Origin of the sequence: Neobacillus dielmonensis, assembly GCF_000612665.1 — a bacterium.
Lineage (GTDB): Bacteria > Bacillota > Bacilli > Bacillales > Cytobacillaceae > Neobacillus > Neobacillus dielmonensis.
Window position 1 is genome coordinate 1 of sequence record NZ_HG942026.1, and the last position, 14,668, is coordinate 14,668.

Annotated in this window: 17 protein-coding genes, 8 tRNA genes and 1 rRNA gene; 19 read left to right on the forward strand and 7 right to left on the reverse strand. The window is 40.9% G+C overall.

What is annotated here, in order from left to right:
• Window positions 1–142 precede the first annotated feature (142 nt).
• The 16 genes from rrf to glmS all read left to right on the forward strand — a co-directional run bounded on the left by rrf (window position 143) and on the right by glmS (window position 9,524).
• Window positions 143–259: ribosomal RNA gene (gene rrf, locus BN2425_RS01585) — 5S ribosomal RNA — on the forward strand.
• Window positions 260–290: 31 nt separating this feature from the next.
• A tRNA-Asn gene (locus BN2425_RS01590) sits at window positions 291–365 on the forward strand.
• 26 nt (window positions 366–391) lie between these two features.
• Window positions 392–464 (forward strand) — tRNA-Thr (locus tag BN2425_RS01595).
• Between the two features lie 25 nt (window positions 465–489).
• Window positions 490–564 (forward strand) — tRNA-Glu (locus BN2425_RS01600).
• 6 nt (window positions 565–570) lie between these two features.
• Window positions 571–646 (forward strand) — tRNA-Val (locus tag BN2425_RS01605).
• A gap of 5 nt (window positions 647–651) precedes the next feature.
• Window positions 652–724 (forward strand) — tRNA-Thr (locus BN2425_RS01610).
• Window positions 725–732: 8 nt separating this feature from the next.
• Window positions 733–817 (forward strand) — tRNA-Tyr (locus tag BN2425_RS01615).
• A gap of 46 nt (window positions 818–863) precedes the next feature.
• A tRNA-Gln gene (locus BN2425_RS01620) sits at window positions 864–938 on the forward strand.
• 3 nt (window positions 939–941) lie between these two features.
• Window positions 942–1,014, forward strand: a tRNA-Lys gene (locus BN2425_RS01625).
• A gap of 243 nt (window positions 1,015–1,257) precedes the next feature.
• Window positions 1,258–2,157 (forward strand): arginase, encoded by a 900-nt coding sequence (gene rocF, locus BN2425_RS01630; RefSeq protein ID WP_042454366.1) that lies wholly within the window; start codon window positions 1,258–1,260, stop codon window positions 2,155–2,157.
• Window positions 2,158–2,486: 329 nt separating this feature from the next.
• Window positions 2,487–3,050: an RNA polymerase sigma factor SigW gene (gene sigW / locus BN2425_RS01635; RefSeq protein WP_042454368.1), complete on the forward strand. Its 564-nt coding sequence runs from the start codon at window positions 2,487–2,489 to the stop codon at window positions 3,048–3,050.
• A gap of 19 nt (window positions 3,051–3,069) precedes the next feature.
• Window positions 3,070–3,684 (forward strand): anti-sigma factor family protein, encoded by a 615-nt coding sequence (locus BN2425_RS01640; protein WP_042454370.1) that lies wholly within the window; start codon window positions 3,070–3,072, stop codon window positions 3,682–3,684.
• 133 nt (window positions 3,685–3,817) lie between these two features.
• A complete protein-coding gene (cdaA, locus tag BN2425_RS01645) occupies window positions 3,818–4,645 on the forward strand; it encodes a diadenylate cyclase CdaA (RefSeq protein WP_042454372.1) in 828 nt (275 codons plus the stop codon).
• Window positions 4,638–5,858 (forward strand): CdaR family protein, encoded by a 1,221-nt coding sequence (locus BN2425_RS01650; RefSeq protein WP_042454375.1) that lies wholly within the window; start codon window positions 4,638–4,640, stop codon window positions 5,856–5,858. The genes cdaA and BN2425_RS01650 overlap by 8 nt, the downstream gene beginning before the upstream one ends.
• Before the next feature lie 35 nt (window positions 5,859–5,893).
• Window positions 5,894–7,246 (forward strand): phosphoglucosamine mutase, encoded by a 1,353-nt coding sequence (gene glmM, locus BN2425_RS01655; protein WP_042454377.1) that lies wholly within the window; start codon window positions 5,894–5,896, stop codon window positions 7,244–7,246.
• 475 nt (window positions 7,247–7,721) lie between these two features.
• Entirely contained in the window at window positions 7,722–9,524 is a 1,803-nt protein-coding gene (gene glmS, locus BN2425_RS01660) for a glutamine--fructose-6-phosphate transaminase (isomerizing) (RefSeq protein ID WP_042454379.1), read from the forward strand.
• A 214-nt stretch (window positions 9,525–9,738) separates the two neighbouring features.
• Here glmS and BN2425_RS01665 read toward each other — a convergent pair whose 3' ends face one another.
• The 7 genes from BN2425_RS01665 to BN2425_RS01695 form a co-directional block, all read right to left on the reverse strand.
• A complete protein-coding gene (locus tag BN2425_RS01665; RefSeq protein ID WP_235714552.1) occupies window positions 9,739–10,071 on the reverse strand; it encodes a hypothetical protein in 333 nt (110 codons plus the stop codon).
• Window positions 10,072–10,075: 4 nt separating this feature from the next.
• Entirely contained in the window at window positions 10,076–10,432 is a 357-nt protein-coding gene (locus BN2425_RS01670) for a hypothetical protein (protein ID WP_052352743.1), read from the reverse strand.
• A 16-nt stretch (window positions 10,433–10,448) separates the two neighbouring features.
• Window positions 10,449–10,634 (reverse strand): hypothetical protein, encoded by a 186-nt coding sequence (locus BN2425_RS01675; protein ID WP_042454382.1) that lies wholly within the window; start codon window positions 10,632–10,634, stop codon window positions 10,449–10,451.
• A 2-nt stretch (window positions 10,635–10,636) separates the two neighbouring features.
• Entirely contained in the window at window positions 10,637–11,029 is a 393-nt protein-coding gene (locus tag BN2425_RS01680; RefSeq protein WP_042454384.1) for an Hsp20/alpha crystallin family protein, read from the reverse strand.
• Between the two features lie 108 nt (window positions 11,030–11,137).
• Window positions 11,138–11,383, reverse strand: a complete 246-nt coding sequence (locus tag BN2425_RS01685; protein WP_042454386.1) for a hypothetical protein — start codon at window positions 11,381–11,383, stop codon at window positions 11,138–11,140.
• A gap of 11 nt (window positions 11,384–11,394) precedes the next feature.
• Window positions 11,395–11,856 carry a hypothetical protein gene (locus tag BN2425_RS22210; RefSeq protein WP_052352744.1) on the reverse strand — a complete coding sequence of 154 codons (462 nt, stop codon included), beginning with the start codon at window positions 11,854–11,856 and terminating at the stop codon, window positions 11,395–11,397.
• Window positions 11,857–11,949: 93 nt separating this feature from the next.
• The gene (locus tag BN2425_RS01695; RefSeq protein WP_042454388.1) at window positions 11,950–12,531 is read right to left on the reverse strand and encodes a DUF421 domain-containing protein; all 582 of its coding nucleotides are present in this window, start codon (window positions 12,529–12,531) and stop codon (window positions 11,950–11,952) included.
• 214 nt (window positions 12,532–12,745) lie between these two features.
• Between BN2425_RS01695 and BN2425_RS01700 the strand changes: the two genes are divergently transcribed.
• The 3 genes from BN2425_RS01700 (at window position 12,746) to BN2425_RS01710 (ending at window position 14,640) form a co-directional block, all read left to right on the forward strand.
• Window positions 12,746–13,612, forward strand: a complete 867-nt coding sequence (locus tag BN2425_RS01700) for an EamA family transporter (protein WP_042454391.1) — start codon at window positions 12,746–12,748, stop codon at window positions 13,610–13,612.
• A 165-nt stretch (window positions 13,613–13,777) separates the two neighbouring features.
• Window positions 13,778–14,113: a PadR family transcriptional regulator gene (locus tag BN2425_RS01705; protein ID WP_042454392.1), complete on the forward strand. Its 336-nt coding sequence runs from the start codon at window positions 13,778–13,780 to the stop codon at window positions 14,111–14,113.
• A gap of 2 nt (window positions 14,114–14,115) precedes the next feature.
• Window positions 14,116–14,640, forward strand: coding sequence for a DUF2812 domain-containing protein (locus BN2425_RS01710; protein WP_042454394.1), 525 nt, complete (start codon window positions 14,116–14,118; stop codon window positions 14,638–14,640).
• The last annotated feature ends 28 nt before the right edge of the window (window positions 14,641–14,668 follow it).

Consider the following 14,668-nt stretch of genomic DNA (forward strand, 5'->3'; position numbering starts at 1 on the left):
TAACCAAATAGAAAAGCGAAGGCGAACTCGTGTATAAGAAAGTTTCTTCTGATTATCTAGTTTTGAGGGAATGATGATTTTTTAAAATTTCCTATTGAAAAATATTAAAAACACACTATAATATATTAGTGTCAGTAATTAGTCTGGCGGTGATGGCGAGAAGGTCACACCCGTTCCCATACCGAACACGGAAGTTAAGCTTCTCAGCGCCGATGGTAGTTGGGGCGAAAGCCCCTGTGAGAGTAGGACGCTGCCAGGCTGATAATTAAATATTAATTTTACTATATTATTCCGCAGTAGCTCAGTGGTAGAGCTATCGGCTGTTAACCGATCGGTCGTAGGTTCGAATCCTACCTGCGGAGCCATTTTTCTGTTTAGGGTTATAAGTTGTGCTTCCATAGCTCAGTAGGTAGAGCACTTCCATGGTAAGGAAGAGGTCAGCGGTTCGAGCCCGCTTGGGAGCTTATTTAATTTACTAAATAGTTTAAAGGCCCCTTGGTCAAGCGGTTAAGACACCGCCCTTTCACGGCGGTAACACGGGTTCGAATCCCGTAGGGGTCACCATTTTTTGGAGGATTAGCTCAGCCGGGAGAGCATCTGCCTTACAAGCAGAGGGTCGGCGGTTCGAACCCGTCATCCTCCACCATAGTTGCCGGTTTAGCTCAATTGGTAGAGCAACTGACTTGTAATCAGTAGGTTGGGGGTTCAAGTCCTCTAGCCGGCATTTTCTTTGGAGGGGTAGCGAAGTGGCTAAACGCGGCGGACTGTAAATCCGCTCCCTCAGGGTTCGGCGGTTCGAATCCGTCCCCCTCCACCACTTATATTTTTCTTGTAATTGGACAAGATAATAAATGTAATATGATTGGGCTATAGCCAAGCGGTAAGGCAACGGACTTTGACTCCGTCATTCGTAGGTTCGAATCCTGCTAGCCCAGCCATTAGAGCCATTAGCTCAGTTGGTAGAGCATCTGACTTTTAATCAGAGGGTCGAAGGTTCGAGTCCTTCATGGCTCATAAAAAATAAATGCAAAAAAGCACAAGAGTTATTAGGCTCTTGTGCTTTTTTGTATGCCATAAGAAGGATTTATGCAAAGAATATGAATGCTTGCTGATATAATTACATTCCCTGGTTTCACCCGAGATAGTTAACGCAGCTGCAAGCAGGCACACAGGATGCGCATTTATATACATTATTTTGCTGAGTTGAGTCATTTCTGTAAATGCCGTTAAAATATACCATATAGGGAGGGGTTAGTGATGGACAAAAAGCTTTCCATTATTGGTATGCCGATGGATTTGGGTCAGATGCGGCGCGGTGTAGACATGGGGCCAAGTGCTATGCGATATGCTGGTATCAACGAGAAATTGAAACCGCTTTTTTCAGATGTGGCGGATTTAGGTGACATTCCGATCGGCAGGCCAGAAGTCGTAATCGATCATGCATCCAATCTCAGAAATCTAAATCTAGTGGCTGAAAAAGGTGGATTACTGGCCCACAAGGTCGATGAAGTGATTCAATCTGGTGCATTTCCCTTGGTCCTTGGAGGAGATCATAGTATTGCCATTGGTACTTTGGCGGGGGTAGCCAAACATTATAAAAACCTTGGGGTCATTTGGTATGATGCACATGGTGATTTAAATACAGCTGAAACGAGCCCTTCCGGTAATATCCATGGGATGCCGCTTGCAGTAAGCCTTGGCTGGGGACATCCCTTATTGACAGAAATCAGCGGCTACTCACCTAAGGTTAAACCAGAGAATGTAGTTATTATTGGTGCAAGGGCATTAGATGAAGGGGAAAAGGAACTGATTAGGGAAAAAGGTATAAAGGTGTACACCATGCATGAGATTGATAGGCTGGGCATGACGAAGGTGATGGAAGAGACAATTGCCTATTTGAAAGACAGGACCGATGGTGTTCATTTATCGCTCGATCTAGATGGATTGGATCCAAGCGAGGCTCCGGGGGTTGGAACACCTGTAATGGGAGGAATAAGCTACCGTGAAAGCCATCTAGCCATGGAAATGCTGGAGGAAGCAAAAATCATCACATCTGCAGAATTTGTGGAAGTCAACCCTATACTGGACGAGAGAAACAAAACCGCAGCTATCGCGGTAGGGTTAATGGGGTCATTATTTGGAGAAAAACTGTTATAATCTACCGATAACTAGAATGTGAGAATGATATCATAATAAAACGATTTTAAAACGCAGGACACTTTGTTAAAAGCCAGTCCTGCGTTTTTTAATTGAAATGAGTAATTAGGAAGTACCTAGTAAATCCCACAGGCCATAGCAGTAAAGGGCAATAAGGCAAGTTGGCTTCATGTTCATACTATAGTTTCAGCAGCCAAATAAATCTTTTTAGCAATTTTTAGTAATATTTTGTTAAAATTATAGGTATGAGGAACTTTTTTCGTCAATGGCGAAACTTTTTTGCTAACGATTCGTATTATCGATAGCAGCATTGGAGCTGAGGTAACTTAATGGAACAAATAGTAAAAAAGAGAATTAAACAAGTCATGAAAGGTGATCATGACGCCTTTGGTGATATTGTCGAATTATATAAGAACAGCATATTTCAGCTATGCTTCAGAATGCTTGGTAATCGTCACGAAGCAGAAGATCTTGCACAGGAAGCCTTTATTCGGGCGTTCGTGAATATTGAATCGTTTAACCAGGATCTGAAATTTTCTACTTGGCTCTATCGAATTGCCACAAATCTTTGCATTGACCGGCTGCGCAAAAAGAAACCAGATTATTATTTGGATGCAGAAGTGGCAGGGACAGAAGGCTTAACGATGTATTCGCAAATACCATCGAACACCCCGCTTCCGGAAACGGAAGTGGAAAGCTTAGAGCTTCAAGAAACGGTTCAAAACGAAATATTAAAATTACCTGAAAAATACCGATCGGCGATTGTATTAAAATATATCGAAGATTTGTCGTTGAATGAAATCAGTGAAATACTCGACCTGCCATTAGGAACGGTCAAGACCAGAATTCACCGTGGCAGAGAAGCGCTGAGACAACAATTACGGTACGTTTAATTAAGAGGTGAATAATCCAATGTGTCCAGACCAAATAATCGAACTAATGCATGACTACTTGGACGATGAATTAGACCCAAAAAAGGAGCAAATCCTCAGAGAACACCTCCAAAGCTGTAAAGAGTGTCAAACCATTTTCAATGAGTTAAAAAAGACGGTTGCCTTCGTTCAAAGTATTTCTCATATGCAAGCCCCCGCTGATTTTACAGCGCAGGTCTTAGCCAAATTGCCAAAGGAGAAGAAAAAAATCTGGATCGGACGATTGTTGAAATCCCATCCGATTCTGTCGGCAGCCTCCGTATTCGTCGCGTTAATGCTAGGGAGTCTAGTATCAACGTGGAACCAGGATCAGGAGTTTTCAGTTTCCAAACAAAAGAATTTGGTTGTAAAGGATAATACAGTCATTGTGCCTAAAGGGAAAGTAGTGAAGGGTGACGTGATTGTTCGCAATGGTGATTTGAAAATTGAAGGTGAAATCCAAGGGGATGCGACCGTCATCCACGGGAAAAAATATCTAGCATCTGCAGGTCATGTAACAGGCGATATTGAAGAAGTTAACGAGGTCTTTGACTGGATGTGGTATCACATGAAAACGACAACGAAAAAGGTTGTTCATGTTTTAGATTCTGAATAAAAAACAAATCACTCATTTTAGGGTGATTTGTTTTTTTTAAGTGTAACATATAATAAGGACTAGATTGTTTTATGGTATAATATATGAGTTGTTTGTACATGTGTTTTTAAAGCAAAATTACGGAGGAAAAACCATGCCGTTTGCCGATTGGACATTTTGGGATTTTATAGCGAGTATTGTGGATATTGCCGTTGTCTGGTATGTCATTTACAAGTTAATCAATATTATTAGAGGTACAAAGGCCGTACAATTATTAAAAGGGATTTTTGTCATCCTGATTGTCAAGGTCGTCAGTGACTTCTTCGGGCTTAGAACACTAAGCTGGATTATGGAACAAGTAATAACGTATGGATTTCTGGCCATCATTATCATCTTCCAGCCGGAGTTGAGAAGAGCTCTTGAGCAGCTCGGGCGTGGCAAGTTTTTCTCAAGAAGCGCCAATCAGGGGGATGATGATCCAGAGAAAGCCGTGGAGGCGATCATCAAAGCAGCCGACTACATGGCAAAGCGCCGAATTGGAGCATTAATCTCCATAGAGCGGGAAACGGGTATGAATGATTACATCGAAACGGGGATTCCGTTAAATTCAAAAATATCTTCCGAGCTTTTGATTAATATTTTCATTCCGAATACGCCACTGCACGATGGGGCCGTCATTCTTCAAAAAAATACGATAGCAGCCGCTGCCTGTTACCTTCCATTATCCGAAAGCCCGTTTATCTCAAAAGAGTTGGGTACGCGCCATCGGGCTGCATTAGGAATTAGTGAAGTAACTGATAGTATAACGGTTGTGGTTTCAGAGGAAACAGGCAGTATATCGTTAACCAAAAACGGAGAATTGCATAGAGACTTAAAAGCAGAAGAGTTTAGAGCACTGCTGACAAATGAACTAGTAGACTCTGCTAAAACAAAGCAAGCTTCTTCAGCCCGATGGAACTGGAGGGGGAAAAATAATGGATAAATTGATGGATAATCCCTGGTTTATCAAAATTCTCGCCTTATTATTGGCTGTATTATTATATTCATCTGTGCAAAATCAAGGAAATCAGGACGTCAATGTGCCCGACGGAAAATCATCAGCAGTGGTTGAGGACGTCTCGGTAAAGGTTTATTATGATACAGAAAACCTGGTAGTGTCAGGGATCCCTACTACCGTTGATGTGACGTTAAAGGGGCCAAACGCTCTTGTCCAGTCCGCCAAGGCATTACGGAATTTTGAAGTATATGTGAATTTAACAGGTGCCAAGATAGGCAGACAACAAGCTAAGATACAGATTAAAGATTTATCCGATAAATTAAAAGCGACAATTAAACCGACAACTGTGTCAGTGACAGTTCAAGAAAAAATTTCGAAGCAATACAACGTAGAAGCACAATATAATGAGAATCAAATTGAAGAAGGCTATTCGGTGGGACAACCAGTCCTTGACCCTAAGAAAGTAAAAATTACAGGTCCTAAAAGTGAAATGGACCGGATTGCTTATGTCAAGGCGGTCATTGATGCAGCTAACAAACTAAAAGACACGACCACTGCAGAGGCAAACATCCAAGTATTAGACAAAGACTTAAATAAACTGGATGTCTCGGTTGAACCTGCTTCAGTGAAAGTGACCATACCGATTAAGCAAAATGCCAAAACAGTACCTATTAATATTGTCAGAAAAGGAACACCGCCATCAGGGGTTACCATTGACGATATCAAGATTGATACGAAAGAGGCTGTTATCTACGGCAATGAAGACGTATTAAAAAATACTGAAAGTGTCAGGGTGGAAGTTGACCTTAGCAAAATAACCGATAATACGACATTGGAGCTGCCAGTGATCATTTCAAACGGAATAACCAAGGTGACACCTCAGCTTGTAAAAGCTACGGTTACCGTAACAAAGCAAGATCAGAAAACTATCTCTGGTGTCTCAGTAAGTATTAAAGGATTAAACACACAGTATAAAGCAGTTATTAACGAACCTGCTAACCAACAGATCAATCTGACAGTCAGCGGTCCGAGTGCAGTGTTGTCGGCATTAGGACCAGGTGATTTTCAGGCGTTTATCGATTTAACGAATCTCAAAGAGGGAAGCCAAGAAGTCAATATTCAGGTGGATGGACCTTCAAATATCACTTGGACACCTGATCAATCAACCGCAAAAGTGACAATTACAAATAATGCATAATATCTAGATAACATATTGAAGGAGCGGATTTTAAAATGGGTAAATATTTCGGTACCGATGGTGTGCGTGGAGTGGCAAATAGCGAGCTGACACCTGAACTTGCCTTTAAACTTGGCCGATTTGGCGGATTTGTTTTAACAGAAGATAAACCTCGTCCAAAAGTTTTAATAGGACGGGATACAAGGATATCTGGGCATATGCTGGAAGGTGCACTTGTTGCGGGTCTTCTTTCTATCGGTGCTGAGGTCATGCGTCTTGGGGTCATTTCAACACCGGGTGTTGCATTTTTAACAAAAGCGTTAGGAGCTCAGGCGGGAGTTATGATTTCGGCTTCTCACAATCCAGTAGCTGATAATGGAATTAAGTTTTTTGGACCGGACGGATTTAAATTATCAGATGAACAGGAATTGGAAATTGAGAAGTTGATGGATATGCCGGAGGATCAGCTGCCACGTCCAACGGGTGCTGACCTTGGCTTAGTTATGGATTATTTTGAAGGTGGTCAAAAATATCTGCAATACTTGAAAAACACTGTTGATGAGGACTTCTCCGGCATCCATATCGCCTTAGACTGTGCACATGGTGCTACCTCATCGTTAGCTCCACATTTATTTGCCGATTTGGATGCCGACTTGTCAACTATGGGTGCAGCACCAAATGGATTAAACATCAATGCAGGGGTTGGTTCCACGCATCCAGAGACGTTGGCTGAATTGGTTAAAGAAAAGGGTGCTGATGTAGGCCTTGCCTTTGATGGCGATGGAGACAGATTGATTGCGATTGACGAGAACGGGAATATTGTGGATGGGGACCACATTCTTTATATTTGTGGTAAGTATATGAAGGAGACAGGACGCCTAAAGCATAATACTGTTGTATCGACTGTCATGAGCAATCTCGGGTTCTACAAGGCACTTGAAAGTCACCAAATTCAAAGTGTACCAACAGCAGTTGGCGACCGTTACGTGGTGGAAGAAATGAAGCAAAAGGGCTACAATCTCGGCGGTGAGCAATCTGGTCATATCATTTTCTTGGATTACAACACAACGGGTGATGGCTTATTAACGGGCTTGCAATTGGTAAACATCATGAAAATGACCAAGAAGCCTTTGTCGGAACTAGCTGGGGAAATGCAAAAATTTCCACAAAGACTAGTGAATGTAAGAGTTACCGATAAACATCATGTTACTGATAATGCAAAGGTAAAAGAGATCATTGACCAGGTAGAAGCAGAAATGGCTGGGAATGGCCGAATTCTCGTCCGTCCTTCAGGAACAGAACCACTTGTCCGCGTTATGGCGGAGGCACCTACTGAGGAACTCTGTGAATCCTATGTGAACCGTATTGTTGCCGTAGTAGAAGCTGAAATGGGACTAAAAGAAGAATAAGAAATTGATCTATATGCATGAGGGAACATAAACCATCCCTCATGCATATTTTATTTTGTAGATTTATTTAGTTTGGAAAAAATAGTAAATCTATAAGATTTTTATTGACGGACCCCTTCCTTTTCAGGTAGTATTAATTTGCTTTAATTTTTAAAGTGGCTTGACTAATTTTCAGGTTTGAAAGGAGGGCAAGGACAAATTTTATAATTATAGCGCCCGAACTAATCACAGGAGAGAGTTGATTAGTTGACGAGGAGGAGGATTATCGAAGTATTCGGCGGATACCTCCCGGCTGCACGCACATCCGAAAATTTCTTCTTTAAAACACAGAGGCAACTTTGTGGACAAAGGGAAGGAAATGCGTATACTACAAATAATGCTAAACAGGTATAGACAGATACCTAAAACAGAGATAAGGGGGCAAGTCTGCCTCCATGCTTCTTGCCCCCTGTCGTCAGGGAGGAAAAGAAAAAATATGTGCGGAATTGTTGGATATATTGGAAACAATGACTCGAAAGAGATTTTATTAAAAGGTTTAGAAAAGCTGGAATATAGAGGGTACGATTCAGCAGGGATTGCTGTGAAAAATGAGGACGGTGTCCATGTTTTTAAAGCTAAAGGCCGTATTGCTGAATTACGCGGCATCGTTGATGAAAATGTATTCGCAGAGGCCGGAATTGGCCATACTCGCTGGGCAACACACGGTGTGCCAAGTAAAGTGAATTCCCATCCACACCAAAGTGAATCTGGCCGCTTTACCTTGGTTCATAACGGTGTAATCGAAAATTACGACCTATTAAAGCGAGAATATTTAGCGGATGTTCACTTCCAAAGTGAGACGGATACAGAGGTCATCGTTCAGTTGGTTGAGAAATTTGCCCGTGAAGGATTAAGTACACTGGAAGCTTTCCGTAAAACCTTAAAGCTGCTCCATGGTTCTTATGCCCTTGCTTTATTGGATGCAGAAGATAACGAGACAATTTATGTAGCTAAAAACAAGAGCCCGCTATTAGTTGGTGTCGGGGACAGTTTCAATGTTGTAGCAAGTGATGCAATGGCGATGCTTCAGGTAACGAATCAATTTGTAGAATTAATGGATAAAGAAATTGTCATTGTTACCAAGAATGAAGTGACAATCCAAACTCTTGACGGTGTGGCGATCAGCCGTGCTCCGTTTACAGCTGAATTGGATGCGAGCGACATTGAAAAGGGAACCTATCCGCATTATATGCTAAAAGAAATTGATGAACAGCCTGCAGTTCTTCGAAAAATCATTCAAGCCTATCAAAATGAGCAGGGACAGCTTGAAATTGATGCGGATATTATTGATGCCGTTAAAAACTCCGATCGAATTTACATTATTGCGGCGGGTACATCTTACCATGCAGGACTTGTTGGGAAGCAATTCATTGAAAAAGTGGCTAAGGTCCCGGTTGAGGTTCATATCTCCAGCGAATTTGGCTACAATATGCCGCTGTTGTCGGAGAAGCCATTGTTTATCTTCATTTCCCAGAGTGGGGAAACAGCCGACAGCCGTGCTGTGTTAGTCCAAGTAAAGGAAATGGGTTATCCTGCCTTAACGATTACGAATGTACCGGGTTCTACGCTTTCACGTGAGGCAGACCATACACTACTGCTCTATGCAGGTCCAGAAATTGCAGTCGCTTCAACCAAAGCTTATACAGCTCAATTAGCTGTTCTAGCCATTTTGGCGGAAGTAACGGCAAAAAGCCGCGGCCTGGAGGTTAACTTCGATTTAACTCATGAGCTTGGTTTGGTTGCAAACGCAATGGAAGTTCTTTGTGATTCTAAAGAAATGATTGAGGTAATGGCTAGGGAATTCCTATCGGTTACCCGCAACGCTTTCTTTATCGGCCGGGGGATTGACTTCTACGTTGGCTTAGAAGGTGCACTGAAGCTGAAAGAGATTTCTTATATTCAAGCAGAGGGCTTTGCTGGCGGAGAATTAAAGCATGGAACTATTGCATTGATTGAAGAAGGAACGCCAGTCATTGCGTTGGCCACTCAGGAAAGTGTCAATCTAAGTATCCGCGGCAATGTGAAGGAAGTTGTTTCCCGCGGAGCAAATCCATGTATTATCTCCATGGAAGGACTTAATATGGATGAAGACAGCTTTGTTATTCCGGAAGTACATGATTTATTAACACCACTTATCTCTGTCATACCGTTACAACTACTGGCTTACTACGCAGCTCTGCACCGCGACTGCGACGTTGACAAACCACGTAATCTTGCGAAGTCAGTAACCGTTGAGTAAAATATTGATATAAAGAGAGCCGAGAGTCGTACCGTGAGTACGTATTTCGGCTCTTTTTTTATTAAACAAACGTTTAATTAAAAACAGAGGGAGTTTTAAATAAACGTTTGATTAAAAGTGGAGAAATGTGAATTAAATCAACAAACTAAGCTATTCTGACTACCCTTATAATGAAAAAAATCGCCCGATTAGCCTGGGCGAGTAAGTTCTTCTTCTATTGGTTACCATTCATTTCATCAACTGGCTGCTCTTGAATATGAAGTTCCGAGTCTGCCATTTCCTTTTTTATCTCTTCCATGATAGGGTCACTTTCTGGTTGATTGAATCCATCATAATGAAAGGTATCGTTTATTGCATCTTCTTCAATTGTTGCTAAAATCTCGTGGATATCGTTGTTGTCACCGGAAATAGAGCCAAAACCTTGGTTTTGTTTTTTATAATTAACAAACCCGCTGGGAAGATTGTTTCCTAGATTGACACAAGATGCACCTTCAACGGTTCCGATGGAGATTGACCCAATAAAAAAGGATGGGGAAAAACGTTTCAATCTCTCACAACCTTTCACTATTTTTAGTATAAGGCACTAGCTTCCCATTGACTTTAATTTGAATATCTTTTCTATATTGTTGAACTGGCTTCTCCTGGGAAGGCCTTGTTTTCGGCGAGGGTCTACGATGAACAGTTGGAGAAAAGGTATTTCCAAGGTTCAACATTCCGCTTAGCTCTTTAATATCAAGTTTATCAAGGTGGAAGGCAAGCTCCTCAAGGTTCAATTGTTGTAAATGAAGGTCCTTAACCTCCATTTTTACAATGACGGGTGGATTGCCTTTTTCTTGGATGGATTTTTCAAGATGGCTGATTTTCTGGAACAACTGATCGATTTTCTTTAATACATGGTCTTGGTCCATCAAATTCCATCCCTTTTTAAGAGCGTTTCTTCATGACTCCTGCATTACCCTTGATATTATTTTTCTTTCCTTTAATCGTTCCAAACCCCTCGTTTATTACTGTGTGGCTTTTCCGTCCTGATTGAAGGTTGGTACCTACAAATAATCCAGAAGCGTTTTGAATGTTGGAAATGGTTAATGAACCAAATTTAATCATTGTCATCCTCAATCCCCCAAGCTGTCTTCGTTTTGATAAAAAGGTATGGTTATGACCAATATTCCCCGATTATAAACAGCATCAGTCTGGTCCATATTACACTCTTTCGGAATAGAGATCATTCTGCGGAAAGGTCCGTAAAATCGTTCGGAGCTGATTACTCTTCCATTCTCAAGCTGAATCTTTGGAATAACTCCTTCGATTATGAGGGTGTGATTGGTCCATTTTATCGAGAAATCTTCAGTAATTGCTCCTAGTAATTCCATATAAATTGTAAAGTGCTGATTTGATTCCGTTATATCCATCCTCGGCTCTACAAAAGGGGCAAGCTCGTATAATAATTGGGAGAAATCTTCACCTAACATTTCTTTGACATGAGGCTGAAATTGAGGTTTTACCACGGATAAAAACCTCCTTACCAATTTGCGCGTTATATTAAACCTTATGTGCTTTTTATAGTGGTCATGCTAAAAAGCAATATAAAAAAATCAGGCTCTCCTTATACTTGCTTAAAGAGCCTGACCTTGACCAGCAGGAATAACGTCCTGATCATTCATTTGTCCGTCAATCACATCACTGTCCATAATAAGGGTGTAATTTAAATTATTTGTGAACAGCCCCACCTGAATACCAAATCCATTGTTTGTTTTGCGATGGGATGACCACCCGGAAAGCTGGTTTTCTCCCACGGATACTGCCGCGTTTGTATTTTGCGAATTAATGTTGATGGCCCCTATTGATAAAGGTAACGCCACAAATTTCACCTCTAATCCAGAAAATCATTTATCGGAGAGTCAATGATATCATTGTCTATCAATATGTTTGTATTGTTGCTATGTTGGCTGATGCCAGCAGCCCTACCCGTTCCCTGATTGCGTTTGCTATGTGCGCTCCACCCATTTAATAAATTTTCTCCTACTGAAACAGCAGCATTTGTATCGAGTGAATTGACATTAATTTCTTTAACGTCAATGTTCTGTATATCCTGCAGTCCATCCACGTTCGTTACAACATGATTTTCAATGGGGGTGTCAATGATGTCATTATCAATCACTAAACCAACATTTTGAGAGACTTGTGAATTTGACAAAGAACCAAAACCATAATTATTTTTTCGGTGTGTGGTCCAATTATTTGCATGATTAATACCCACAAAAATGCCAGATACGGTATCAATGGAATTGACTGTAATTCCACTGATCACCAGGTTATGAATCACTTTTTTCATGCTTAGCCCCCGAATCACGAATTAGAAAAGGTCATTTTATTATCAAAGTATGATTTGTTAAATGTTCTTGTTCCTAGCCTGGAGCGATGTAAACTAGTGAATTGTATGATTGTTTGATTGCTCCTCGTGATTTGTTCCACTGCTGGGAGCAGGTTGATGGGGAGGAAGGCTTGACTGCTGGAGTGTTAAAATCAGCTGTTCTAGTCGTTTATCTAAATCTTCCTGTGTGACAGGTTTCCTGTGCTTCATCAATTCATATCCAAGCTGGCCGGTGCTTTCAATGGAAGCATATTTCACATCGGAGGCGGAGGAGATTCCTTTTTCCCGTAAACGAGCTTCCAACTGCATGAAGGTCATCCGCAGTTTTTTTAAATTTTCTGTTATAACCTTTCCATCCTTAATCACGGGTGTTTCTTTGCCGATAAATAGTCTTTCAATACTTGTAAATTTAATGGTTAAAAACTGAATCAGTATTTGAAATAGTACCAAGGCACAAAGGGACAAAATCGTTTTTACTAACCCCGTTTCGGAAATGGCATGACCGGTAGTGGAGGCAATGGCCAACACGGTGATGATTTCCAGACCGGACATTTCTGCAACCGTCTTTTTGCCTGCAATACGCAGCAAACAAAACCCGGTAAATAAAATAGTCACTGCTTCCCAAATGTAATTCATAGCAGCCCTCTTTAAATAGGATAATAAGCGTCGGTTATAAATTCCCCGTTTTATTATGATGATATACTGTTTCACGGGAAACATTTTGCAAGAATAGTCTGTTAAATCATAGGAACTTAGGATATTCTGGGGTGTGGATATTATTTTATTTTTAACTACAACAAATAATAATAGTTGTTTCGAAATAATTAGGTGAGTGGAAGGGAAAACCATTATGTGGGTCTTATATGCATTTTTATCGGCTTTATTTGCTGGAATTATGTCCATTCTGGCGAAAATCGGGATTAAAGATATCGATTCCAATCTGGCTACGGCACTTCGGACCATTGTGGTCGTTATTTTTGCCTGGGTGATTGTCTTTATTGTTGGTTCTCAAACAACAATCACAGCTATAAGTACGAAAAGTTTAGTGTTTCTGATTCTTTCGGGGGCAACAACTGGGCTCTCTTGGATCTGTTATTTCAAAGCATTGCAGCTAGGAAATGTCAATAAAGTCGTCCCAATTGATAAATCGAGCACCGTTCTATCGATGATCCTGGCGTTTATCTTTTTGCAAGAGCCACTGACGGAGGGAAAGCTGGTCGGTATGATTGGAATTGCTATAGGTACATATCTGATGATTGAAAAGAAAAAAATCGAGAAAAAAGATATCAAAGCAGGAAGCTGGCTCCTGTTTGCGGTGTTATCAGCGGTCTTTGCCGCGTTAACTTCCATACTCGGCAAGATTGGAATAGAGGATGTGGAGTCTAATCTCGGGACAGCAATCCGGACGATTGTCGTTTTAGTCATGGCATGGTTGATTGTCTTTGCCACCAAGAAGCAAAAGGGAATTGGGAAAATAGACAAAAAGAGCTGGCTATATCTTATTTTATCCGGGCTTGCTACAGGTTTGTCGTGGATGTTTTATTACCGTGCACTGCAGGATGGCCAGGCAAGCATTGTTGTGCCGATTGATAAATTGAGCATTCTGTTGACCGTATTGTTTGCCTATCTCTTTTTAAAAGAAAAACTTTCAAAAAAATCGACAGCAGGATTAGTCTTGATTGTGGGGGGCACCTTGTTGTTGTTAGTAAAATTATGATCAAAATAAAAAACTGAAAAGTAACGATGATTAACGAAAGAAACCGTGGGATACACGGTTATTTTTTTGAAAAATTTTATATATCATTTATTGATATACATATCAATTGATGATATATTATATTTAATGATATATCATTAAATGAAATAAAAAGGGGGTTACAAGTTGCCAAGAAATGATTCTTTAGAGATGGGTGAACTAACGGACACCGCATATTACATTCTTTTATCATTAGTGGAAGCAAAACATGGATACCTGATTATGAAATTTATCGAAGACCTGACCGACCACCAGTTCACGATTGGCCCCGCCTCAATGTACACGACAATCAAAAAATTATTATCCTCCGAATTGATTCAGCTATGTGCTGATGAGGATGAAAAAAGAAAAACATATATAGCTACTGACAAGGGAATGGAGCTTTTAAAAAAAGAAGTGGAGCGCAGACGGATAATGGTTCAGCATGCAGAACAAATCTTTAAAAGTAAAGGGGTGCTGTAAGAATGGGAGAAACAAAATACGTTCCAAGTGGGGGTTTAGCTTTTACCGAAGAACAGGACATGAAAAAGCTCAGTGACTATGCTAAGGAGGGGTGGATATTGGCAGGCTTTGCTCCGTTGGGCTATAAACTGATAAAAGGAACTCCTCAAAATCTAATCTATTGTGTGGACTATCATAAGGATGTAGATGAAGAGTATTTTTCCCTTTTTGAAGCCGCCGGCTGGGCCCATATCTGTTCACAGGGAAACGAGATTCATATCTTTAGCGCCCCTGCAGGTACCACACCGATTTACTCTGATAAAGAAACCCTGATGGAAAAATACGAGCGTGAAAAAAGGCAAATGGGCAAATGGGCTGTTCCTTTTCTTATCGCCACTTTGGTGTTCTTTTTTCTAAGTGGCATGCTTCCGAAAATTCTTGGAATCGTCAGCATGGTTTTAGGGTTAATTTGCTTCATTGTTTTAATCTTTTCCGGCTTACCTTATTTGGCATACCTCGTAAAACTAAATAAATTACGGAAACAATAAAAAATCCTGCCTTCTTAAGGAGGGCAGG

Bases quoted from the DNA above. Each gene is read 5' to 3' on its own strand.
- sigW (WP_042454368.1), top strand. From the start codon at position 2,487: ATGGAACAAATAGTAAAAAAGAGAATTAAACAAGTCATGAAAGGTGAT.
- rocF (WP_042454366.1), top strand. From the start codon at position 1,258: ATGGACAAAAAGCTTTCCATTATTGGTATGCCGATGGATTTGGGTCAG.
- BN2425_RS01675 (WP_042454382.1), bottom strand. From the start codon at position 10,634: ATGACAATGATTAAATTTGGTTCATTAACCATTTCCAACATTCAAAAC.
- glmS (WP_042454379.1), top strand. From the start codon at position 7,722: ATGTGCGGAATTGTTGGATATATTGGAAACAATGACTCGAAAGAGATT.
- BN2425_RS01670 (WP_052352743.1), bottom strand. From the start codon at position 10,432: ATGGACCAAGACCATGTATTAAAGAAAATCGATCAGTTGTTCCAGAAA.
- BN2425_RS01710 (WP_042454394.1), top strand. From the start codon at position 14,116: ATGGGAGAAACAAAATACGTTCCAAGTGGGGGTTTAGCTTTTACCGAA.
- BN2425_RS01650 (WP_042454375.1), top strand. From the start codon at position 4,638: ATGGATAAATTGATGGATAATCCCTGGTTTATCAAAATTCTCGCCTTA.
- cdaA (WP_042454372.1), top strand. From the start codon at position 3,818: ATGCCGTTTGCCGATTGGACATTTTGGGATTTTATAGCGAGTATTGTG.
- glmM (WP_042454377.1), top strand. From the start codon at position 5,894: ATGGGTAAATATTTCGGTACCGATGGTGTGCGTGGAGTGGCAAATAGC.
- BN2425_RS01700 (WP_042454391.1), top strand. From the start codon at position 12,746: ATGTGGGTCTTATATGCATTTTTATCGGCTTTATTTGCTGGAATTATG.
- BN2425_RS01695 (WP_042454388.1), bottom strand. From the start codon at position 12,531: ATGAATTACATTTGGGAAGCAGTGACTATTTTATTTACCGGGTTTTGT.
- BN2425_RS22210 (WP_052352744.1), bottom strand. From the start codon at position 11,856: ATGAAAAAAGTGATTCATAACCTGGTGATCAGTGGAATTACAGTCAAT.
- BN2425_RS01640 (WP_042454370.1), top strand. From the start codon at position 3,070: ATGTGTCCAGACCAAATAATCGAACTAATGCATGACTACTTGGACGAT.